Here is a 21,199-nt window from a genome sequence, read left to right on the forward strand (position 1 = left end):
GATCAACGTGTACCAGCTTCGACCGGGACCGGCGCGTCGGCGTTCTCGCGGTTGTCGCGCCAGGCGAGGAAGCCGAGGATCGCGACCATCAACGACACGCCGACGACGATGCCGGTGAGGAGCGCGGTCTTCGGGTTCATGCCGCCGCTCGGCATGTCGTCGTCGACGACCGCGAGCTCCGCGCCCGGCTTCGGCTTCTTGAGCGCGAACTGCATCTTGTCTTCGTCGAGCGTCTGGATGCGCACCGGTCCCGCGCCGCAGACCTTGAGGAGCTGCTCCGCCATCTCCTCCGCGCTCTGGAAGCGCTTCTGCGCTTCGCGGTGGCAGGCGCGCTGGAACCAGCCGTCGAGCCCGGGCGGCGCGTCGGCGATGATCGTGCTCGGGAGCGGCATCGGCTCGACGCAGACCTTGAGCACGATGTCGCCGAGGACGTCCCCCTCGAACGGGATCTTCGCCGTGAACGCCGCGAACGCGCACGCGCCGAGCGACCAGATGTCGGTCAGCGCGTTCGGGACCCCGCCCACCGTGAGCTGCTCCGGGCTCATGAAGTTGGGCGTCCCGATGACGGAGCCCTCCTGCGTCGGGCCCTTGAGGCCACCTTTTCCCGCGCTCTCGGCGTCGAGCATCTTCGCGATCCCGAAGTCGACGAGCTTCACCGCGTACCCGAGCTCGGGATCGAGGTCCTCGCCGTTCGTCGCGAGGAAGATGTTGTCCGGCTTGAGGTCGCGATGGACGATGTTCGCCGCGTGCGCCTTCGCGAGCGCCTTCGCCGCTTGCGCGATGACCATCGCCGCCTCGCGCGGCGGGAGCGCGCCGCGGCGGAGGAGCGCCTCCGAGAGCGACTCGCCCTCGAGGTACTCCATCACGATGTAGGGGAGACCGGCGTCGTTCACGCCGTAGTCGAACACCTTCACCGCGTGGCGCGAGTCGACGCTCGCGGCAGCGCGCGCCTCGATCTCGAAGCGCCGCCGCGCGTCCGGCCGCTCCGCGAACTGCGGGCGGATGAACTTGATCGCGACGCGCGTGCCGAGCTGCATGTGCTCGCCGAGCCAGACCGTGCCCATGCCTCCGGAGCCGACGAGCGGTCCGACGCGGTACTTCCCGCCGACGACCTGCCCCTCGAAGGACTCCTCTCGGACCGCGCCGGCCTCGGACATTCAGCGGAAGGCTAGCGCAACTCCGTTTCGTCCGGGCTCGACTCTTCGCGCGGGGTTTGCCGCGGCCGAGCGCGCTCGACCTCTCGGCCCCTCTCGCGCGGAACGTCGCTCTCCGCCGGCGGCCCGCCGATGCGGCTTCGGGCGCGCGCTTGGGGGCCAAGCGCGTGGATCCACGAGGAGTCGTCGACCTTTCGCCCCGCGGCGTCCTTCCATACCGAGGGGGCGAAGAAGAGCTGACCGTCTTCTTTTCGGCGGACGATGACCCATCGGGCGCGCCGGAGCCCCTTGGGGGGTACGGTCCATGTCCCGGCCCGCCAGCCGTAGCGCTGCCCCGACCACTCCCACGTGCCGTCGACCCAGACCGCGTCGCCCCGCGGCTGCGCCGGCAGGAACTCCACCGGCGGCGGGCGCGGCGAGCTCGAGACCGCGACGTAGTCCGCCGGATCGACCGGCGCCTGGGGGGGGAGCGGGATCGACGGCCCGCAGCCGCTCCCGAGCAAGACGAGCCCAAGCATGCAGGCCATCCTGATATGGTGCGCGCGATGCCGCTTCTGGGCGGTGCCCGTCGTCATCTCGTCGTCTCCGCCGTCGCGCTCGCCGCGCTGACCGGCGGCACCGGATGTTACCGCGTCCCGGACGGAAAGCGCGCGGTCGCGGACGTCGAGATCCGCGGGGCGAAGAACGTCGACGAAGACGACCTCCTGACGCGGATCGACACGCGCGAGGACGTGCGCTTCCTCGGCATCTTCCACGGCGTCGTCTACGACTACGAGGTCTTCGACCCCTACGCGCTGCGGCGCGACCTGCAACGCGTCGAGCGCTACCTCCGCGCGCGCGGCTACTACGAGGCGCACGTCTACGCGAGCCGCGTCATCGAGAAGAGGGACAAGGTCTACGTCACGATCGCGGTCGCGGAGGGAGAGCCGGTGACGGTCGACTCGTTCGCGGTCGTCCCGACGAGCCCGCTCGACGCCGACTCGCAGAAGGCGATGCGCGTCGAGATCCTCCGCGCGCTCCCGCGCGATTCGAGGTTCGACGAGGACAAGTTCGACGAGTCGGAGAAGGCGGCGACGAGGGCGCTCACCGCGACCGGCTACGCGGCGGCGAAGGTGGAGCGGAAGGCGGAGGTCGATCTCGCCTCCCACCGCGCGACGCTGACGTACACCGTCACGCCGGGGCCGCGCGTGAAGTTCGGCGCGGTCACCTTCGAGGGCCTCGGGACGTTGCCGGAGGACGCCGTGCGCCGCGTGTTCGGCGTCGAGCAAGGGAAGGTCTACTCGAGCGCCGAGCTCGAGGACGGAAAGCAGGCCCTCCTCAACCTCGGCGTCTTCGCCACCGTCGACGTCGTCGCCGACACGAGCCAGATCGAGACGAGCCCCGAGGTGCCGGTCACGGTGAAGGCGCAGACGACGAAGATCCGCGCCTTCCTCATCGGCGGCGGCTTCGAGCTCGACTCGCTCAAGACCGACGGCCACATCCAGCTCGGCTGGCAGAACTCGAACTTCTTCGGCGGCCTCCGCAAGCTCGACGTCCGCTACAAGCCCGGCATCATCGCGTACCCGACGCGCTTCCCGAACCTCGACCCTCCCACCGCGCCGCTCTACGAGCACCGCTTCTCGACGACGCTCTCGCAGCCGGCGTTCCTCGAGAAGCGCACGACCGGGTTCATACGTGCAGAATACAACGTGTACCCGGTCCTCCTCCCCGCGAAGCAGGACGGGACCTTCGACAAGAACGTCGTCGGCTACCACGAGCCCCGCGGCGCGATCGGGCTCGAGCGTCACTTCTTCCAGCGGCTCTACGCGAGCCCGGAGATCGACCTCCAGGCGAACTTCCCGTTCGACTACCTCGGACGCTCGGACGTGCGGCCGCTCGTCATCTCGTACGTCGCGCTCGCGACGAACCTCGACTTCCGCGACAACCCGTCGAAGCCCCATCGCGGCTTCTGGATCGGCAACGTCCTCCAGGGCGCCGCGGGCGGCGACGCCACCGACATCCGCGTGCAGCCGGACGTGCGCGGCTACATCCCGCTCCACCGTAAGCTCACCCTCGCGCTGCGCGGCTCGCTCGGCTTCCTCTTCCCCGCGAACTACATGCTCGAGTCGCGTGCGAGCTTCCTCGCCAGCGGCGGCGCGGACGATCGCGACTACCAGATCCTCTTCTTCCGCGGCTTCTTCTCCGGCGGCCCGACCCAGAACCGCGGCTATCCTCTGCGTGGCATCAGCCCGCACGACACGATCCCGTATTTGAGCCCCGCCGGGCAGTCGAGCGCGGCCGGCAGCTGCGACCCCGCGAAGCAAGGCTGCGACCTCCCGACCGGCGGCCTCACGCTCTGGGAGGCGAGCGCCGAGCTCCGCATCAACGTGTCGGGTCCGTTCTCGACCGCGCTCTTCTGCGACGCGAGCGACGTCTCGCCGTTCTCGGTGAACATCCGGCCCGATCACCCGCACCTGTCCTGCGGGGCGGGGGCGCGCTACGACACACCGGTGGGACCGATCCGCTTCGACGTCGGTTATCGGATCCCCGGCCTCCAGTTCCCGAGCGGCGACAGGTTCGAGAACGAGCCCGATCCGCTCCTCGGCGTCCTCCCGATCGCGATCGCGTTCGGTATCGGAGAGGCCTTCTGATGCGCCGCCGCGCCCTCGCCGTCCTCGCGCACGGAGCGCGCGGCGTCGCGCTCGCGACCCTCTTCTCCGCCGCCGCGACGGGCGGCATCGTCCTGCACGCGAACCTCGCCGGCGGAAGGCGCGCGGCGGCCGAGATCGGCAACCGCGCGACCGCGTCGCTCTTCGACGGCCGCGTCGTCATCGGCGAGGTCGAGCGCCTCGCGATCGGCAACAAGTCGAGCGTGCGCGTCCGCGCCGCCGAGGTGCTCGATCCCGACGCGAAGCGCGTCATCCACGCCGAGGGCATCGACGCCACGATCGATCTGCGCGCGCTCCTCCGCTCCCTCTCCGAAGGCAGAGGCCCCGCGGTGGAGCTCGAGGACGTGCGCGTCGCGACCGCCGACGTCGTGCTCGACCGCACGCCGGACGGGAGCGTCAACGTCGCGCGCGCGTTCGCGCCGCGGGTGAAGACGAAGAAGCTCGCGCCGAAGCCGAAGGACGAGTCGATGACGCGGAGCGATCCGTACCTCGACATCTCCTCCGTCCGCGTCGGACACGCGCACGTCAGCGGCAACCTCGTCCCGCCCTCGCTCGACGGCGACGCCGACGGCTTGAAGACACGGGTGCACCTCGAGCACGACGTCGTGCGCGTCGATCTCGACGAAGGCACCGCCACCCTCCGCGCGCCGCACGCCCCGAACCAGAACCAGCCCATCACCGGCGCGGTGAAGGGCGCGCTCGTCGTCGCGATCGCGGCGCAGCCGAGCGTGCACCTCTCCGGCCACGCCGACCTCACCGGCGCCGTCGGCGCGGTGCCGCTCGCCTTTCACGCGGAGATCGACGGCGACACCGTGAGCGCGAGCGTCGACGTCGCGCGCGTCGAGACCGAGCCCCTCGGCAAGGCCTTCGCCGATCTCCCCTTCGGGCGCCCGGTCGAGGCCCACGTCCGCGCGGCCGGCAAGCTGCCGTCGCTCGCGCTCGACGTCCGCGCGCGCGTCGGCGAGTCGGACGTCGTCGCGAGCGGCGAGATCGACGTGCAGAAGGGCCACGTCTTGCGCCTCGACGCGGAGGCGAAGCACGTCGACGCGAGCGCGTACGGCGCGCCGATCGCGACCGACATCACGACGAAGGTGCACGCCGAAGGCGCGGTGGGCGCCGGCGCCGGCTTCGTCGGCAGCTACGAGGTGACGACGGAGTCCGGCAGCGTCGGCCTCGAGAACGTCCCCGCGACGACGATCGAGGGGAAGATCGAGGAGCAGCGCATCACCGCGACGATCTCGGCGAAGGAGCCCGGCGTCGAGCTGAGCGGGACGGGCGAGCTCGATCTCGGGAGCCTCGTGACGACCTTCGACGTTCAAGCGCGATCGGCGTCGCTCCACGAGCTGCATCGCGCGCCGAACGTCGTCCGCGGCGCCGCCTCCGTGCGCGCGCGCGGCGAGGTCGACCTCCGCGCCCGCACGCTCGACGTCGCGACGACGCTGCGCGGCGACGGGCTCGCGTTCGGCCTCTTCTCCGCGAAGCACCTCGACGCGAACGGCCGGCTCCACGGCCCGCTCGCGGCCCCGCTCCTCGACGCCGGCTTCGGCGCGAAGGACCTCGCGGTGCAGGCGAAGGACAAGCAGCCCCTCCTCTACCCCGCCGCGACCGGCCGCGCGCAGATCGCGTTCGTGCCGTCGGTCCGCATCGTGTCGGTCTCGGTCGACGTCGGCGCCGAGGGCGACAAGGACGGGTTCGCGGCGACGGCGACGAACATCGACGTCGCGAACGGCGTCGTCGAGGCGCGCGGCGTGTCGCTGAAGGGCCTCGGCGAGCCGCTCGAGCTCGACGCGCGGGTCGGCCGCGGCGCGTGGTCGATCCGCGCGAAGAGCGCGGGCGTCGATCTCCACCGCGTCGCGGCGATGACCGGGATCCGGGAGCTCACCGTGCTGCCGGAGGGGACGCGCGCGGAGCTCGACGTCGACGTGCACGACAGCCCCGCCGGCGCGACCGGCCACGTCGACGTCGTGATCACGAGCGAGAAGGGCGCGCTCCTCGGCGGCGGGTTGATGCTCGAGACGCACGCCGCGATCGAGCGCGGTCACCTCACCGGCAACGCGCGGGTCTCCTCGGAGGGGCTCGGCTGGGTCGAGGTGAAGAACGCGGAGCTCGACATCCCGGGCCGGCTCGACGCGCGCGCGATCGAGCGCACGACCGGCGTGATGGAGCTCCGCGGCTCGATCGACCTCGCGCAGGGCGGCGCGCTCCTCGGCGGCGAGCACGTCGAGCGGATGGCCGGCGTCGCGTCCTTCGAGGCACGCGTCGAGCGCGGCGACCCCGACGCGCCGCCGGCGGTGCGGACGACGATCAAGACGACGGGGCTCGAGGTCGTCTACCTCGAAGACCCGACGAAGCCCTCGACCACGTTCGCCGGGATCGACCTCAGCGGCCACCTCGCGTGGGACGGCCGCACCGACGACGCGGAGGTCGCCCTCCTCTCGTGGGACGCGCGCGGCGTCCTCGGCGCCGCCGCGGCGAAGGCGAAGGTGCCGCTCCTCGCGTGGGCGACGGGGAAGGCGAAGATCGATCGCGACGCGCTCGCGAAGCTCGAGGTCGACGCGGTCGCCGACGTCCCGTCGCGCGACATACGCGATATACCTTCATTCATCGATATACCCGACATACGCGGCAAAGTCGGTCTACACGCGATCGCGAACGGGACCCTCGAACATCCGTCCGTCGTGCTCTCTGCGCGCGCCGACGGGATCGACGCGGGGGGCACGCGTCGATCGCAGGGTCCGCCCGGCCCGCCCGGCGGGCCGCTCGGCGCCGCCAACTTCGAGCCGCTCGACGCGGTGCTCGAGGCGCGCTGGACCGGCGAGCAGGGCGCGATCACCTTCGCCTTCGACGAGCGCACGCCGAAGCGACGCGGCGCGCCGCCGAAGCGGTCTCCCGGTCACGTCCACGGCCTCGTCATGCTCGCGGACCTGCGCATGCGCGATCTCTTCTACGGCCGCGAGCGCGGGGCGCGCCCGTGGAGCGCGGCGGCGGAGCTCGAGATCAAGGACATCGATCTCGGCGCGCTGCCGCTCCCACCCTCGACGCTGGGCCCGGGCCGCGCGCTCAGCGGCGCGCTCACGGGCCGGTTCCGCGTCCGCGACCTGAACCGCGACGCGTCGCTCCAGGGGCAGGCCGAGATCGCCGGCTTCGGCGTGGGAGGCGCGAGCGTCGAGTCGCTCGAGCTCACCGTCTTCGGGCGCGACGCGTCGCTCTTCGTCCACGCGAAGGCGACCGACAAGGACAGCAGCGCGACGCTGCAGCTCTCCTCGCAGAGCGCGCACATCGACGGGCTCGCGGTGTCGTGGAACGCGGAGGCCACGTCGCGCCTCGACTACGCGGTGCAGAACGTTGACCTCGCGCTCCTCGGGCCGCTCGTACGCCGCCAGGTCTCGGAGATCGCCGGGCGCGTGAACGGCGCGGGCTCGATCCGGCTCGACGGCGACGAGCAGGTGTTCGAGGGCGGCCTCGCGCTCATGGGGACGAACATGTACGTGAACGCGGTCGGCGAGGAGGTGGTCGGCCTCACCGCGACGGCGCGCTTCGATCGCTCGGGGAGGTTCGTCGTCGACGACGCGACGGGGAAGGTCGGCGAGGGCGAGTTCCGCGCGCGCGTGCACGGCCGCATGAAGGGCTTCACCTTCCAGGAGGCGAACCTGAACCTGACGTCGTCGGGCAAGGAGGGTCTCCCGATCAGCTCCGACGGCGCGAGCTTCGGCTCCGTGGTCGGCGAGGTGAAGGTGAACGCGAAGATGAGCGCGGATCGCGAGGCGCTCGACGTGACGATCGAGGTCCCGCGCGCGGCGGTCTCGCTCCCCGATCGGAGCACGCAGCAGCTCGAGCCGCTCGAGCCCGACCCGACGATCAAGATCGGCGTGCGGCGGAAGGGGACCCTCGACACGAGCGCGGTGCGGAGGAACCGCGGCGGCTCGGGTCGCGCGACGACGGCCGCGGCGACGGCCACGTTCGTGACGAAGATCGACGCGCAGCTCGGGGACAACGTCCGCCTCCAGGGCCGCGGCCTCGACGTCGCGCTGGGCGGCCGCACGCTGGTCCAGCTCGCGAACGAGGTCGCGATCACGGGTCAGATCGACCTGAAGGGCGGCTCGATCATCGTGCACGGCCGCCGCTTCACGGTCGACCGCGGCATCGTGAGCTTCGCGCCGGGCGGCGATCCCGGCAACCCGTCCGTCGTCGCGGCGGCGTACTGGGACGCGCCCGATCGCACGCGCGTCTGGGTCGAGTTCGCGGGCCCGCTCAAGACCGGCACGCTCACGCTCCGCTCGGAGCCGGCGTTCTCGAAGAACGAGATCCTCAGCATCCTCCTCTTCGGCCAGCCCGACCCGAACATGGCGCGCGGGAGCGGCACGGCGCAGAAGGGCAGCGGCGCGGGCGCGACGACGATCGGCACCGGCCTCGTCGCGAGCGACTTGAACCGTGTCCTCTCGGAGATCGACGAGAACCTCGAGCTCGAGACCGACACCGTCGGCGGCAACCGTACCCGCACGAAGGTCGGCCGCAGCTTCTTCGACCGCCGCTTGAAGGTCCAGGTCGGCGTGGCCCCCGGCCAAACCTACTACCGCGAGCCCGACACGACCTTCCTCTTCGTAAACTGGCAAATCGTCCCCAAGTGGTCCGTCGTCGCCACCGCCGGCAACGCCGGCACGTCGATCCTCGACCTCCTGTTCCAGCATCGCTACTGACGCGCGCCCAGTCGGTCGCGCAGCGTCCGCCTCTCGGGGGCCGGGGCGGCTTCGGCTGCGACGACTGGACTGCTGGGAGCTGGGTTGTGGACTCGAGGATGGATCCTTGGCCGGGATGCAGGCGCGATGCGTAGCGAAAAGGCAGATCCTCGCGACGCCGCATACCAAAGGCGTCGCAGCGAACTGGCGCGCCGTGCACGCCAAACAAAAGAACACGCCGCCACCATCCCCCACCAGACGCCCCCGCAAGCGCGGGGCCCAGACGCGGCCGCGCATGCAGGCCGCCGCGGCCGCGCCTGCGAGCGCAACCGCCCCGAGCGCGCAGCGCGTGGGCGGTGTCGTATCGGGGCGAAGGGGCCCCAGATGCGGCCGCGAATGCGTGCGCGAAGCGCCCCGAGCGCGCAGCACGTAGGCCGTGTCGTATCGGGGCAAAGGGGCCCCAGAAGCGGCCGCGAAAGCGGGCGCGAAGCGCCCCGAGCGCGCAGCGTGAGGGCCGTGTCTGGGGTGGGGTGTCGGGGCGAAGCCCCGACGTTGAGTGACTAAAGACCGAAGGCGCGTTCGATGGCTTCGGCGATGGCGCCGCCGGCGTGGATGGTGCCTTCGAGGACGTCGGTGGCGGCGGCTTTGACCTCGGCGGGGGCCTGGCCCATCGCGAAGGAGCGGCCGGCGCAGGACATCATCGGCAGGTCGTTGAGCCAGTCGCCGACGCAGACCGTGTCTTCCATCGCGACACCATAGTGCTCCGAGACCCACTCGAGCGCGGTGCCCTTCGTGCCGCCCGACGCGCGCGCGACCATGCCCCAATGATCGCTCGACTGACGGAACGGGAAGGTCGCGACCTGCATCGACTGCCGCGCCTCGCGCTGGATGTCCGCGACCGTGCGCTGGATCTTCGCCTCCGAGCCGAGCGCGACCACCGCCGTCATGCCGCCGTCCGACTCCCACAAGCCGTGGTCGGTCACGCGGCGCGCGTAGCGGAGGTCCGTCGACCACGTGCGGATGTACGGCAAGAAGTCGGCGCCGCGCTCGTCGTGCACGATCGCCTCCTCCGCGAAGAGGAACGCGACGAGCTCGTTCTCCTCGAGGCTCGAACGAAGGCGCGCCGCCGCGCGGCCGCGGATGCCGTGATGGAGGAGCGTCTTGTCGTTCTTGACGTTGACGATGTGGCTGCCGTCGGCGCAGCCGACCGGGCCGTCGATGTGGAGGAGCTCCGCGGACTCGCGCGTCCCCGAGTAGAGACGGCCCGTCAGGATCGTGACCTTGATGCCGCGCGCGTGGAGCTTGCGGACCGCGGCGACGTCGACGTCGTTCGCCGCCCCCGCGTGATCGAGCAGCGTGCCGTCGAGATCGAGCGCGAGGAGCTTGAAGCCGTCGCGGCGGCGCGGCTTCGCGACCGTTCCGGACTTCCGGCGCCGCGGCGGCGTGCTCGCCGCCGCCGCCGCCACCGCCGTGCGCGCGAGCGCGGACGCTCGGCCCGCGCCGCTCTTACGCTTCCCCTTCCCCGCCATTCGTCGAGAGTGATCCGAGCGCGCGACTCAGGAGGCCGCCGCGTAGACGGAGACCTTCTTCTTGTCCTTCGTCTGCCACTCGTACTTCACGACGCCGTCGATCAGCGCGAAGAGCGTGAAGTCCCTGCCGCGGCCGACGTTCTTGCCCGGCGCGATGGTCTGACCGACCTGCCGGACGAGGATGTTGCCCGCACGGACGGTCTCGCCGCCGTACACCTTCACGCTGCGCCGCTGCGAGTTCGAATCGCGCCCGTTACGGGTGCTGCCTGCGCCTTTTTTGTGAGCCATGACGTCCTCTAACGATTCCTGAGCGGCTTCAGCCCGTGATGCCGGTGATCTCGAGCGCGGTGAACGGCTGCCGGTGACCGGTCTTGCGACGGTAGTTCTTCCGGCGGCGGAACTTGAAGATGATGATCTTCGGCGCCTTGTCCTGGCCGACGATCTTCGCCTCGACCTTCGCGCCGCCGACGAGCGGAGCGCCGACCTTCACGCCGTCGCCGCTGCCGACGAGAAGAACCTCGCCCAGCGTGACCGTGTCGCCGACGTTGCCAGCGAGCTTCTCGACGCGGAGCTTGTCGCCCTGCGCCACTCGGTACTGCTTACCGCCCGTTTTGATGACCGCGTACATTGCTTCGTCCTCTTGGTGACCGCTCGAGATAGCCGAAAAAGCTGAGGTTTTCCGTGCTTTCGAGGGGTGGGGAGCGCGCACTATACGCGCCTACCCGCTTTTGTAAAGGCTGGCGAGGAACCGGCCGCCCTCGCCTTGTCAGGGCGCGCCGGCGGTGATGAACTGGCAAGAGGCGCGCGAATTGCACGTCATCAAGGAGCCATGGACTGTCGCGGTCTCGTCGTCCTGAGCGCGGTGCTCATCGCGGGCTCGATCCCGCTGCTTCCTGCCTGCAAGGGGCCGGATCCGGGAGCCATCACCTTCGAGGAACGGCCGGGCGGCGGCACGACCGACCCGCCGGGCTCCTCCTCTTCTACGTCCGGCTCCTCCGCCTCGAGCGGGGCGGGCGGTCTCCCCGACGGCGAGACCTTCTTCAAGACCCCGTTCGAGCACACCCCGGCGGTCCCGTCCGCGAACAGCCACAACGACGGCACCCACTCCGGTCAGATCCCTCTCCAGGGGGATGGGGCGAACCCGCCGAAGAACTGCGTCGTCGCGGGCTGTCATGAAGGCGGCGCGCAGCCGTGGGCCGGCGCGGGCAGCGTCTTCGCCGACGCGGCGGGCGCGGCGTTCCCGAAGGGCGCCAAGATGGAGCTCATGATCCTCGGACCCGACGGCAACGTCTTCTCGCGGACCTCGCCCGACGAGGACGGCAACTTCTGGTTCGAGGAGGGCAACGGCGTCATCCCCGACAACAGCACGGTCGCGATCCGCAAGGAGGGCGGCGTGTCGAAGCCGATGATCACGCCGCTCACCGCCGCGAACAAGGGTGCAGGATGCAACAATGCCACCGGCTGCCACGGCGCCGCCGGCCTTCGGATCTACGCGCCGTGAGCGACAAGAGCATGAGCCACCTGACGACCTCCTCGCTCGTCGCGCTCGTCGTCGCCGGCGCGGCGGCGTTCGCGTGCAGCGGGCCCGCGGCGGGCGAGGCCGTCTACACCAACGGCGAGGTGAAGGTCGGCGCCGACAAGAGCTCGTCGGGCGAGCCCCGCAACGGCTCGACGACGAGCTCGACCTCGACGAGCGGCGGCGGCGCGACGGACGCGTTCTTCAAGACGGTCCCGTACAACTACGATCAGGGGCGTCCTCCGAACAACGCGGACGACAACGCGGGCACGCACACGGGGCTGATCCCGCTCGCGGGCAAGGAGTGCGCGGTGGCCGGGTGCCACTTGGACAAGGGCCCGAAGTGGGTGATGTCCGGCACGGTGTTCAGCGCGAAGACCGGCGGCACCCCCGTCCCGAAGGTGCAAATCGGGGTTTACACGGAAGCCGACAACAAGATCACCGACTGCTACAGCGACGCGCAGGGCAACTTCTGGCTCGAGAGCGACACCCCGATCCCGGCGGGGGCCAAGGTCGCGGTCCGCAAGGCCGACGGCGAGGCCTCGCTCCCGATGGTCACGCCGCTCCCCGCGCCCCCCACCGGCGGCAACTGCAACCTCGCCGCCGGCTGCCACGGCGATACGAACCGCATCTACGTCAACTGACGTCGACTTTCAATTTCAACAGCGGTAGGGAGAGCCATGGCGACGCTGGGCACCACTGCGATTGGGCAGCGTGTGCGCGTCGTGGAGGCGAAGCTCGAGGCGGACGTGGCGGCGTGGCTCGCGGCGGTGGGGCTCGCGGCGGGGGAAGAGGTCACGGTGCTGCGCCGCGCGGCGCTCGGCGGGCCGCTGCACGTGCGCCTCGCCTCCGGCGGCGAGCTCGCGATCGCGCGTGAGGTCGCGAACGAGATCGAGGTCCAGGTCGAGCTCGAGAACGAGAACGAGAACGAGAACGAGAACGAGAACGAGAGCGAGGTCGGATGATCACCGTCGCGTTGGTGGGGCGGCCGAACTCTGGGAAGTCGTCGCTCTACAACCAGGTCACCGGCGGGAACGCGCGGGTCGGGAACTATCCCGGCATCACCGTCGACGTGCTCGAGGCCGAGGTGAACCTGCCGTCGGGGGCGCTCGTGAAGGTCGCCGACCTCCCCGGGCTCTACTCCGTCGAGGCGACGGTCGCGAAGGACACCGACGAAGGGGTCGCGCGCTCGTTCCTCGACAGCCTCCGCGCGATCCCGGACGACGCGCGCTCGAGCTACGTCGTCGTGCAGGTGATCGATCCGACGCGGCTCGCGCTCGGGCTGCGCCTCACCCGCGAGCTCGTCGCGGCGAAGACGCGGATGATCGTCGCGCTCACGCACGCGGACGTGCTCGCGGCGGAGGGGCGCGAGGTCGACGTCGAGAAGCTCTCCGCCGCGATCGGCGCGCCGGTCGTGCTCCTCAACGCGCGCGAAGCGGGCTCGAAGGCCGCGCTCCTCGCCGCGGTCGACGACCGGCTCCGCGACCACGATCGCGATCGCGATCGCACCTCCGCGCGCGCCGACTTCGAGCCCGGCAAGCTCGCCGCGAGCGTCGTGCGCGACCTGCCGTCCACCGCGGAGACCACGCGCCGGCGCCTCGTCACCGAGCGGCTCGACGCCGTGCTGCTCCACCCCGTCGTGGGTCCGTTCCTCTTCGTCGCGCTGATGGCCCTCGTCTTCGCGGCGGTGTTCCTGATCGCCGATCCGGTGACCGCCGCGTGCGACGCGCTCAAGGGCTACGCGCAAGGCGGGCTCGTGCGCGTCCTCGGCAAGGGGCTCCTCGCCTCCTTCCTCGCCGACGGCGTGCTCGGCGGCGCCGGGACCGTGCTCGCGTTCGCGCCTCAGATCGTGATCCTCACCGTCGCGCTCGAGCTCCTCGAGGCGAGCGGCTACCTCGCGCGCGGGGCGTTCCTCGTCGATCGACTGCTCCGCCTCCTCGGCTTGAGCGGACGCAGCTTCCTCCCGCTCCTGATGGGACACGCCTGCGCCATCCCCGCGATCTCCGCGACGCGCGTGGTGCGCGACCCGCGCGAGCGGCTCACCACCATCCTCGTCCTGCCGCTGATGACGTGCTCCGCGCGGCTGCCGACCTACGCGCTCGTGCTCTCGACGTTCTTCGGCGGCCGCTCGGCCCTCTTCCGCGCCGGCTTGTTCGTCGGCCTCTACTTCGCCGGCATCCTCGCCGCGCTCGTGGCGTCGTGGTTGCTGCGCCGGACCGCGACGAAGGGCCGAGGCCTCCCGCTCGTCCTCGAGATGCCGTCGTACCGCGTCCCGCAAGCCTCCGTCGTCGCGCGGAAAGCGTGGAACGCGGCGAAGAGGTTCGTCCGCGACGTCGGGCGCATCATCGTCGGCGTCTCCGCCGTCTTGTGGGTGCTGCTCACCGTGCCGATGCCCGGCGCCGACGCGGCCCCCGACGCGCAGCCGATCGATCGGAGCATCGCGGCGATGGTGGGGCGCGCGATCGAGCCCGCGACGCGGCCCGCCGGCTTCGACTGGAGGATCGACGTCGGGCTCATCGGATCGTTCGGCGCGCGCGAGCTGATGGTCGCGACGCTCGGGGTCGTGTACGGGATCGAGGACGCCGGCGACGACGAGGCGCCGCTCGCGGAGAAGCTGCGCGAAGCGAAGAAGCCGGACGGCACGCCCCAGTACGGGGTCCGCACCGGGCTCGCGCTCCTCGCGTTCTTCGTCCTCGCCTGCCAGTGCATGAGCACCGTGGCCGCGATCCGGCGCGAGACCGCGAGCTGGCGCTGGCCCGCCTTCGTCCTCGCGTACACCTACGCGGCGGCCTACGTCGCCGCCGTCGTCGTGTATCAAGTCGGCGGCTTGCTGGGCTTGTCCTAGCGTCCCGCGGGTCGGCTAGGATGGGGCGATGAGCACGCGCCGCGCGGGGCTGCGTCTTCAGCTCCTCCTCGCGCTCGCGGGCGTCATCCTCGTCGCGTACGTGCCGCTCTTCTTTGCGATCGCGCAGGTCACGCGCGCGAGCGCCCTCGCCGATCGCGACGACGCGGCGCGCGCGCTCGGCCGCGCGATCGCGGCGCACGTCGCCGACGTCCGCGCCTACGATCCGAGCGCGCTCGAGCGCGTCGTCCGCTCCCACACCGGCGAGCAGGGCGCGCTCGCGATCGGCGTCTTCGGTCCGGAGGGCGACGCGATCGCGTCGAGCGGCGAGGAGCTGCCGGCCCCGGCCCCGCCCTACGGCGAGCGGACCGCGCGCGCGGTCTCGGCCGGCGGCGTGCGCGCGCTCGACGTGACGTTGCCGAGCGGGGCGTCGGAGGTCGTCGTCGTGCGTGTCGGCGCGGAGGACGATCGCGCGCGGACGGGGAAGCTCGTCCGCGGGGTCGCGCTCTACATGAGCGTGTTCGCGCTCGCGCTCCTCGTGTTCGCGTACATCACGCTCACGCGCACGATCGTGCGGCCGATCGAGCAGCTCGCGCGGGCGGCCGATCGCGTCGCGAACGGCGCGCGCGACCTCGACCTGCCGTCCGCCGGCGCGCGCGAGGTCGTCGATCTCGGATCGAGCGTGCGCGCGATGGCGACGCGCCTCCTCGCGGAGGAGAAGGCGCTGCGCGGCAAGGTCGACGAGCTGACCGCGACCTCCAAGCGCCTCGGCGAGACGCGGGAGCAGCTCGCCGGCAGCGAGCGCATGGCGAGCGTCGGGCGGCTCGCGGCCGGCGTCGCGCACGAGATCGGGAACCCCATCGCCGCGATCATGGGGATGCACGACCTCCTCGCCGACGACATGACCGACGACGAGACGCGCGCGGACTTCCTCCGCCGCATGCGGAAGGAGACGGAGCGCATCCACGTCGTCGTGAAGGACCTCCTCGACTACGCGCGCCCGGAGGACGACGGCCCCGACTCCGTGCGCTCGCTCGGCGCGAACGTCGCCGAGATCGTCGACGACGCGCTCGCGCTCGTGCGCCCGCAGAAGGACTTCAAGTCGATCGCGGCGGCGATCGAGGTCCCGTCCGATCTGCGCGTCGCGCTCTCGCCGCAAAGGTTCACGCAGGTGCTCCTCAACTTGTTCCTCAACGCCGGCGCCGCGCTCGCGGGGCGGCCGGAGCCGCGAGAGCTCCGCGTGCGGGCGCGGAGCGAAGAGGGCCTCGTCACGATCGAGGTGGAGGACAACGGGCCCGGCATCGCGCCCGAGCTCCGCGCGCGCGTCTTCGATCCGTTCGTGACGACGAAGGAGGTCGGCGCCGGCACCGGGCTCGGGCTCGCGGTGGTCCGCGGCATCGTCGAGGGAGCGAAGGGCAAGATCCGGATCGACCCGACCTACGCGAACGGCGCGCGGTTCGTCCTCGAGCTCCCGGGCGCGCCGGCGAGTTAACTCGCACCTCGGCGAGGACGCCAAGATTCGTGGAGTATCGGCGCGATGTGTCGTCAGAAGGTTGACGGATGGAGCGTCTTCCGGCATCGGCACATGATGGACAAGCGCTCGACTCGTTGGATCCTTTCGTCTTTTGCCCTCGTCAGCGTGACCGGGTGCGCCATCGCCGCGTGCAGCGACAGCGACCCTGCCGTCGGCCCCTCGACCCTCCTCGACGGCGGCGGCAACGGCAACGACAGCGGCGGCAACCCGGTGACCGGCGACGGCAGCGTGACCGGCCCGACCGACACCGGCTCGCCGCAAAACGACGCGGACACGACGGACGCGAGCAACGATCCGGACGCCGGCAACGATCCCGATGCCGGCAACGATCCCGATGCCGGCACCGACCCCGACGCCGGCAACGATCCGGATTCAGGCAACGAGCCCGACGCGAGCACCGAGCCCGATGCGAGCACCGAGCCTGATGCGAGCACCGAGCCCGATGCGAGCACCGAGTCCGATGCCAGCACGCAGGACTCCAGCACCGTCAACCCCGGCGAAAACTGCGGCATCGAGAGCGGCACGTACACGCTCCACTTCACGAGCGCGACCGGCGGTCAGTTCTGCATCGCGCCGCCCGACCAGCAGCAGGTGATCGACACCAACCAGAGCGGCGGCAACAACTTCGACGCCGGGCCGGGCTGCGTGGGCGAATGGGACTTCGTGCAATGCACGCAGCACCTCGTGTGCACGCAGACGTCGAGCGGGATCACCTCGACCGTCACCAACTTCACGTCGTGGACGCCGACGACGATCAGCGGCACGCAGCACGTCGTGACGGACGGTCCCTTCCCGCTCGACTGCAACTACACGTACACGTTCACGAAGAACTGAGCTCAGTCCTCGAGCCAGTCGGTGAGCGGCACGACGCGGAGGTTCTTGTCCTCCGCGCCGGCCAGCACCGCGCGCAGCGCAGCGACGCCGGCGGGCTCGTGATCGTCCCGCTCGGCGGCGTCGTGCAACAGCACGATCGCCCCGTCCTCGAGCCGCGCCGTGATGCGCGCCGCGACCTTCGCCGCCTTCGCGCGCGCGATGCCGTCGTAGCCCGCGACCGACCAGCCCACGATCGTGAGGTCGAGCTGGTCGGCGGCGCGCACGATGGCCGGGCTCGTGTGCCCGATCGGCGGGCGGAAGAGCGTCGGGCGCTTCTTCGTCACCTCCTCGATCGTGGCGACCGCGCGCGCGAGGTCGTCCTTCACGCGCTTCGTCCCGCGCAAGGCGAAGAGGCGATCGTGCGTGAAGCCGTGGACGCCGACCTCGTGCCCGCGCCGGACGATCTCGCGCACGACCTCCGGATGCTGCTTCACCTTGCGGCCGATGACGAAGAACACCGCCTTCGCGCCGTGCTCGTCGAGGACGTCGAGCACGCGCGGCGTGTGCTTCGGATCGGGCCCGTCGTCGAACGTGAGGACGATCCCGTTCGCGTCCTTCGGCCCCTGCACGATCGCGTCCGCGAACATGCGCAGCCGAACGACGAAGACACCGGCGAGCACGAGCCCGACGTAGAGCCCCCCCGCCCCGATCGCGACCCAGAGCTCGGGCGCCCCATGCAGGACGGACCACACGGAGAAGAGGATCCCCCCCAGCGTCGCGGCAAGAAGCAACGCACGCGCGAGGGGCATCAACTCAACGTCGGGGGCTTCGCCCCCGACACCCCCACCCCAGACACGGCCCTCGCGCTGCGCGCTCGGGTTGCTTCGCAACCGCTTGCGCGGCCGCTTCTAGGGCCCCTTTGCGTTTGCGGCGGCGCGAGGGCGGGGCTCCGCTCGTCTCGTGTTGCGGGCGCGAAGGGTGGGGCCGACGCGGGGGAGCCTGTCATTGCGTTAGCGGCGTTTTTTGGCGGGGGTCGCTTCTTCCTCTTCGTCCTCTGCGGCTTCCTCTTCTTCGGCGACGCGGAGCTTCTTGCCCGATGCCTTCGTGTCCTTCGCGCCGTCCTTCTTCTTTGCGTCGGCCTCGGGGTCGCCGCCCGTGTTGTCGAGCTCGAAGAAGGCGGCGAGGACGCCGGCGATGAGCGGGAGCGAGGCGGCGGGGAGCCAGCCGAGCTCGGCGTGGCCCGCGTTCATCGAGCTCAGGTTGATGTCGGCGTGGACCCACTGGCGGAGCGCGAACATGCCGCCGAGCGCGAGGAGGCCGCCGAAGAACGCCTTGAGCCCCGCCTCGATCTTCCCGTCCGCGGACCAGATCGGCTTGCCCGCGACGAGGCCCGTGACGACGCCGGTGACGATCGCGCTCAGGTACGCGAGGACGGGCCCGAACGTCACGATGTGAAGCACCTGGATGAGGACGGCGGCGACGACCGCGCCGATCAAGGCTCCGAGGAAGAGCCCGATGAACAACCGCTTAAGCATCGGGACATTCGAGTCTATCCCGCCGCCGCACGAATACGAAGCGCGAGCTTCGTCCGGCGCTCCTCGCGGCGCTGTTCCCCGAGCGCTATCTTCACCGCCCGCGGATCCGCGACGAGGACGACGAGCCGCTTGCCGCGGGTGACCCCGGTATAAACCAGGTTCTTCGACAACATCACGAAATGCGCAGTGAGGAGCGGGATCACGACCGCGGGGTACTCGGAGCCCTGTGACTTGTGCACTGTGCACGCATACGCGAGGGTGAGCTCGTCGAGGGAGCGCCCGTCGTAGGGCACCTCGCGCGTCTCGTCGAAGCGGACCGTGAGCGAGTCCTCCTCCGTGTCCACCGTCGAGACGATGCCGACGTCGCCGTTGTAGACGTTCTTGTCGTAGTCGTTCCGGAGCTGCATGACCTTGTCGCCGACGCGGAAGGTCGTCCGCCCGCGCTGGAGGCCGGCGCCGCCCGGGTTGAGCACGCTCTGGAGCGCCTCGTTCAGCGCCATCGTCCCCACCCCGCCGCGGTTCATCGGCGTGAGCACCTGCACGTCGCGCACGGGGTCGAGGCCGAAGCGCCGCGGGATGTGCTTCGTCACGAGGTCGATGACGGCCTTGAGCGCCTCCTCCGGCTCGCGCTTCTGCATCACGAAGAAGTCGGCGTCCTCGCCCTTCTCGGGGACGATCGGCATCTCGCCGCCGTTGATGCGGTGCGCGTTCTGGACGATGAGGCTCTCCTCCGCCTGGCGGAAGATCTTCACCAGCCGCACGCACGGCACCACGCCGGACGTGATCGCGTCGCGCAGCACCGAGCCGGGTCCGACGCTCGGCAGCTGGTCGACGTCGCCGACGAGGATGAGCCGCGCGCCGTCGGGGACCGCCTGCGTCAGCGCGTCCGCCATCCACACGTCGACCATCGAGCTCTCGTCGACGACGAGCGCGCCGCCGTCGACCGGGCGCTTCGCGTCGCGCTTGAACGAGCTCGTCTTCGGATCGAACTCGAGGAGGCGATGGAGCGTCATCGCCTCCTTCCCCGTCGCCTCGCTCATCCGCTTCGCCGCGCGCCCCGTCGGCGCGGCGAGCCGCGCGACGACGCCGGCGCGCTCGAACACGCCGAGGATCGCCTTCACGATCGTCGTCTTGCCGACGCCGGGACCGCCGGTGATGACGAGGAGCGGACAGCGCGCCGCCTGCGTCACCGCGAGCCGCTGCTCCTCGGCGAGCACGGTGCCGGTCTCCTTCTCGAAGCGCTCCACCGCGTCGTCGAAGCCGCGGAGCGCACGCGCCTCCGCCCGCGCCAGCGCCGCGAGGCGCCCCGCGAGCCGCACCTCCGTGTCGTGCATCCGCGTCTCGTAGATCGACGCGGTCCCGCGCGCCGCCACGCGCGCGAGCCCGCCCTCCTCCTCCGCGACGACGTGGCCCGACGCCCGCACCGCCTCGAGCGCGCTCTCGACGTGCGCGATCGTGTCCATGCTCGGCTCGCCGTCGTCGCTCACGAGCCGCGCCGCGCGCAGGACGAGCTCCTCCGCGACGATGAAAGAGTGGCCGTTCTCGGTCGCGTCGCGCAAGGATTGCAGGAGCGCGGCCTGCATGCGCTGCGGCGAGTCCTTCGCGATCCCGAGCTCGCTCGCGATCTTGTCCGCGGTGCGGAAGCCGATCCCCCACACGTCGATCGCGAGGCGGTACGGATCGCTCGACACGATCGCGACCGCCTTCGCGCCGTAGCGCTTGAAGATGCGCGCGGCGAGGTGGACGCTCGCGCCGTGGGCCTGGAGGAACACCATCACGTCGCGGATCGCGCGCTGCTCGGTCCACGCCTGCGCGAGCTGCTCCGCGCGCGTGCGGCCGAGGCCGGAGACCTCACGCAAGCGATGCGGCTCCTCGTCGAGCACGCGGAGCGTGTCGAGCTTGAAGTGCTGGACGATGCGCTGCGCGGTGACCTGGCCGATGCCCCTGATCATCCCGGAGCCGAGGTAGCGCTCGATCCCGGCGAGCGTGGTCGGCGCGAGCTCCGTCACGCTCGTCGCGCGCAGCTGCTCGCCGTGCTGGCGGTCGACCTCCATCACCCCGCGCGCGCGGATGCGTGCGCCGGCGCCGACGCGCGGGAAGAGGCCGACGATCGTGAGCCGATCGCGACGTCCGGAGACGTCGACCTTGACGACGCGGAAGCCGGTCTCGTTGTTCTCGAAGGTGACGACGGCGACGTCGCCCTCGATCGCGACCTCTTTCGCCGACGCCGTCAGTGCGACTTCGTCTTGATGTTGAGGACGAACTTGCCCTTCGTCGCCGACCCGTAGCCGGCGTTCATCACGATGAGCGTGCTGTTGGCGGGCACGCGCACGTTGTCGACGCCCGCCCAGTGGCCGGCGCCGTCGACGGCGCAGATGTTCGCCAGCTTCGAGCAGTCGTCGACGTACTCGGTGTGGCACATCTTCCACTCGTCGTCCGTCGCCGGCGGCTGATCGCGGAGGTACGTGTGGATCGTCGTGTCGACGGAGGTGCCGACGCTCGAGTGCCAGATCTGGACGATCGCGTCGGTCGAGCTCGGGTTCACGAGCTTCACCGGGAACACCGTCACCGACGTGAGCCACGCGTTGCGCTTGCACGTCGACGGGCGCTTGCCCATCGTGTCGGTCTTGAGCTCCCAGATCGTGCTCGATGTGTCGCCGACCGCGGGCAGCGTGACCGAGGGCTCCTCGCACGCGCTGTACGAGCCCCAGCTGCACGTGTCGAGGCACGGCTGCGAGCGGTAGGTGCCCGGCGTGGGGCAGCCCGCGGTGTCGTGCTGGATCTGTCCCGCCTTGCACACGCCCTGGTTCTGGCAGCTGCCCCAGCCGCAGCTGTTGCTGCACGTGCGCGTCCCGCAGCGCCCGCACGCCTCCGTCGCGGCGGCCTCGCATTCGCCGCTCTCGCCGCCGCACGGACCGTAGGGGCTCACGGCGCCGCTCGTGCCGTCGGGCG

General features: G+C 71.1%; 16 protein-coding genes. 8 read left to right on the forward strand and 8 right to left on the reverse strand.

Annotation, left to right across the window (positions count from 1 at the left end; all coding sequences use genetic code 11):
• Nucleotides 1-2 precede the first annotated feature (2 nt).
• Entirely contained in the window at nucleotides 3-1,157 is a 1,155-nt protein-coding gene (locus tag KF837_36360) for a serine/threonine protein kinase (protein ID MBX3232854.1), read from the reverse strand.
• An 11-nt stretch (nucleotides 1,158-1,168) separates the two neighbouring features.
• Nucleotides 1,169-1,672 (reverse strand): YXWGXW repeat-containing protein, encoded by a 504-nt coding sequence (locus tag KF837_36365; protein MBX3232855.1) that lies wholly within the window; start codon nucleotides 1,670-1,672, stop codon nucleotides 1,169-1,171.
• 27 nt (nucleotides 1,673-1,699) lie between these two features.
• Between KF837_36365 and KF837_36370 the strand changes: the two genes are divergently transcribed.
• Entirely contained in the window at nucleotides 1,700-3,784 is a 2,085-nt protein-coding gene (locus tag KF837_36370) for a BamA/TamA family outer membrane protein (GenBank protein MBX3232856.1), read from the forward strand.
• Entirely contained in the window at nucleotides 3,784-8,499 is a 4,716-nt protein-coding gene (locus KF837_36375; GenBank protein ID MBX3232857.1) for a translocation/assembly module TamB domain-containing protein, read from the forward strand. Before KF837_36370 ends, KF837_36375 begins: the two co-directional genes overlap by 1 nt.
• A gap of 539 nt (nucleotides 8,500-9,038) precedes the next feature.
• Here the strand turns inward: KF837_36375 and KF837_36380 are convergent.
• Genes KF837_36380 through rplU form a run of 3 tightly spaced genes read right to left on the reverse strand, consistent with a single transcriptional unit; the run spans nucleotide 9,039 to nucleotide 10,635 of the window.
• Nucleotides 9,039-10,007: an HAD-IIB family hydrolase gene (locus tag KF837_36380; GenBank protein ID MBX3232858.1), complete on the reverse strand. Its 969-nt coding sequence runs from the start codon at nucleotides 10,005-10,007 to the stop codon at nucleotides 9,039-9,041.
• A 27-nt stretch (nucleotides 10,008-10,034) separates the two neighbouring features.
• Nucleotides 10,035-10,295, reverse strand: a complete 261-nt coding sequence (gene rpmA / locus KF837_36385) for a 50S ribosomal protein L27 (protein MBX3232859.1) — start codon at nucleotides 10,293-10,295, stop codon at nucleotides 10,035-10,037.
• A 28-nt stretch (nucleotides 10,296-10,323) separates the two neighbouring features.
• Nucleotides 10,324-10,635: a 50S ribosomal protein L21 gene (rplU, locus tag KF837_36390; GenBank protein ID MBX3232860.1), complete on the reverse strand. Its 312-nt coding sequence runs from the start codon at nucleotides 10,633-10,635 to the stop codon at nucleotides 10,324-10,326.
• 201 nt (nucleotides 10,636-10,836) lie between these two features.
• On the opposite strand from rplU, the gene KF837_36395 reads away from it, so the two are divergent.
• The 6 genes from KF837_36395 (at nucleotide 10,837) to KF837_36420 (ending at nucleotide 16,733) form a co-directional block, all read left to right on the forward strand.
• Nucleotides 10,837-11,508 (forward strand): hypothetical protein, encoded by a 672-nt coding sequence (locus KF837_36395; GenBank protein MBX3232861.1) that lies wholly within the window; start codon nucleotides 10,837-10,839, stop codon nucleotides 11,506-11,508.
• Nucleotides 11,505-12,167 carry a hypothetical protein gene (locus KF837_36400; protein ID MBX3232862.1) on the forward strand — a complete coding sequence of 221 codons (663 nt, stop codon included), beginning with the start codon at nucleotides 11,505-11,507 and terminating at the stop codon, nucleotides 12,165-12,167. Before KF837_36395 ends, KF837_36400 begins: the two co-directional genes overlap by 4 nt.
• Nucleotides 12,168-12,203: 36 nt before the next feature.
• The gene (locus KF837_36405) at nucleotides 12,204-12,488 is read left to right on the forward strand and encodes a ferrous iron transport protein A (GenBank protein ID MBX3232863.1); all 285 of its coding nucleotides are present in this window, start codon (nucleotides 12,204-12,206) and stop codon (nucleotides 12,486-12,488) included.
• The gene (locus KF837_36410) at nucleotides 12,485-14,368 is read left to right on the forward strand and encodes a ferrous iron transporter B (protein ID MBX3232864.1); all 1,884 of its coding nucleotides are present in this window, start codon (nucleotides 12,485-12,487) and stop codon (nucleotides 14,366-14,368) included. Before KF837_36405 ends, KF837_36410 begins: the two co-directional genes overlap by 4 nt.
• A gap of 28 nt (nucleotides 14,369-14,396) precedes the next feature.
• Nucleotides 14,397-15,857 carry a HAMP domain-containing histidine kinase gene (locus KF837_36415; protein MBX3232865.1) on the forward strand — a complete coding sequence of 487 codons (1,461 nt, stop codon included), beginning with the start codon at nucleotides 14,397-14,399 and terminating at the stop codon, nucleotides 15,855-15,857.
• Nucleotides 15,858-16,004: 147 nt separating this feature from the next.
• Nucleotides 16,005-16,733 carry a hypothetical protein gene (locus tag KF837_36420; protein ID MBX3232866.1) on the forward strand — a complete coding sequence of 243 codons (729 nt, stop codon included), beginning with the start codon at nucleotides 16,005-16,007 and terminating at the stop codon, nucleotides 16,731-16,733.
• Nucleotides 16,734-16,735: 2 nt separating this feature from the next.
• Here the strand turns inward: KF837_36420 and KF837_36425 are convergent, their stop codons facing one another.
• The 3 genes from KF837_36425 to KF837_36435 all read right to left on the reverse strand — a co-directional run bounded on the left by KF837_36425 (nucleotide 16,736) and on the right by KF837_36435 (nucleotide 20,667).
• The gene (locus KF837_36425; GenBank protein ID MBX3232867.1) at nucleotides 16,736-17,521 is read right to left on the reverse strand and encodes a polysaccharide deacetylase family protein; all 786 of its coding nucleotides are present in this window, start codon (nucleotides 17,519-17,521) and stop codon (nucleotides 16,736-16,738) included.
• A gap of 201 nt (nucleotides 17,522-17,722) precedes the next feature.
• Nucleotides 17,723-18,247, reverse strand: coding sequence for a hypothetical protein (locus KF837_36430; protein MBX3232868.1), 525 nt, complete (start codon nucleotides 18,245-18,247; stop codon nucleotides 17,723-17,725).
• 14 nt (nucleotides 18,248-18,261) lie between these two features.
• The gene (locus KF837_36435) at nucleotides 18,262-20,667 is read right to left on the reverse strand and encodes an ATP-dependent RecD-like DNA helicase (GenBank protein ID MBX3232869.1); all 2,406 of its coding nucleotides are present in this window, start codon (nucleotides 20,665-20,667) and stop codon (nucleotides 18,262-18,264) included.
• Nucleotides 20,668-21,199: the final 532 nt, after the last annotated feature.

It is taken from the genome of Labilithrix sp. (genome assembly GCA_019637155.1).
In the GTDB taxonomy this organism is placed as follows: domain Bacteria; phylum Myxococcota_A; class Polyangia; order Polyangiales; family Polyangiaceae; genus Labilithrix.

Coding starts and splice junctions, on each gene's coding strand:
- KF837_36360 (MBX3232854.1), bottom strand. CDS start 1,157: ATGTCCGAGGCCGGCGCGGTCCGAGAGGAGTCCTTCGAGGGGCAGGTC.
- KF837_36365 (MBX3232855.1), bottom strand. CDS start 1,672: ATGCTTGGGCTCGTCTTGCTCGGGAGCGGCTGCGGGCCGTCGATCCCG.
- KF837_36370 (MBX3232856.1), top strand. CDS start 1,700: ATGCCGCTTCTGGGCGGTGCCCGTCGTCATCTCGTCGTCTCCGCCGTC.
- KF837_36375 (MBX3232857.1), top strand. CDS start 3,784: ATGCGCCGCCGCGCCCTCGCCGTCCTCGCGCACGGAGCGCGCGGCGTC.
- KF837_36380 (MBX3232858.1), bottom strand. CDS start 10,007: ATGGCGGGGAAGGGGAAGCGTAAGAGCGGCGCGGGCCGAGCGTCCGCG.
- rpmA (MBX3232859.1), bottom strand. CDS start 10,295: ATGGCTCACAAAAAAGGCGCAGGCAGCACCCGTAACGGGCGCGATTCG.
- rplU (MBX3232860.1), bottom strand. CDS start 10,635: ATGTACGCGGTCATCAAAACGGGCGGTAAGCAGTACCGAGTGGCGCAG.
- KF837_36395 (MBX3232861.1), top strand. CDS start 10,837: ATGGACTGTCGCGGTCTCGTCGTCCTGAGCGCGGTGCTCATCGCGGGC.
- KF837_36405 (MBX3232863.1), top strand. CDS start 12,204: ATGGCGACGCTGGGCACCACTGCGATTGGGCAGCGTGTGCGCGTCGTG.
- KF837_36410 (MBX3232864.1), top strand. CDS start 12,485: ATGATCACCGTCGCGTTGGTGGGGCGGCCGAACTCTGGGAAGTCGTCG.
- KF837_36415 (MBX3232865.1), top strand. CDS start 14,397: ATGAGCACGCGCCGCGCGGGGCTGCGTCTTCAGCTCCTCCTCGCGCTC.
- KF837_36425 (MBX3232867.1), bottom strand. CDS start 17,521: ATGCCCCTCGCGCGTGCGTTGCTTCTTGCCGCGACGCTGGGGGGGATC.
- KF837_36430 (MBX3232868.1), bottom strand. CDS start 18,247: ATGCTTAAGCGGTTGTTCATCGGGCTCTTCCTCGGAGCCTTGATCGGC.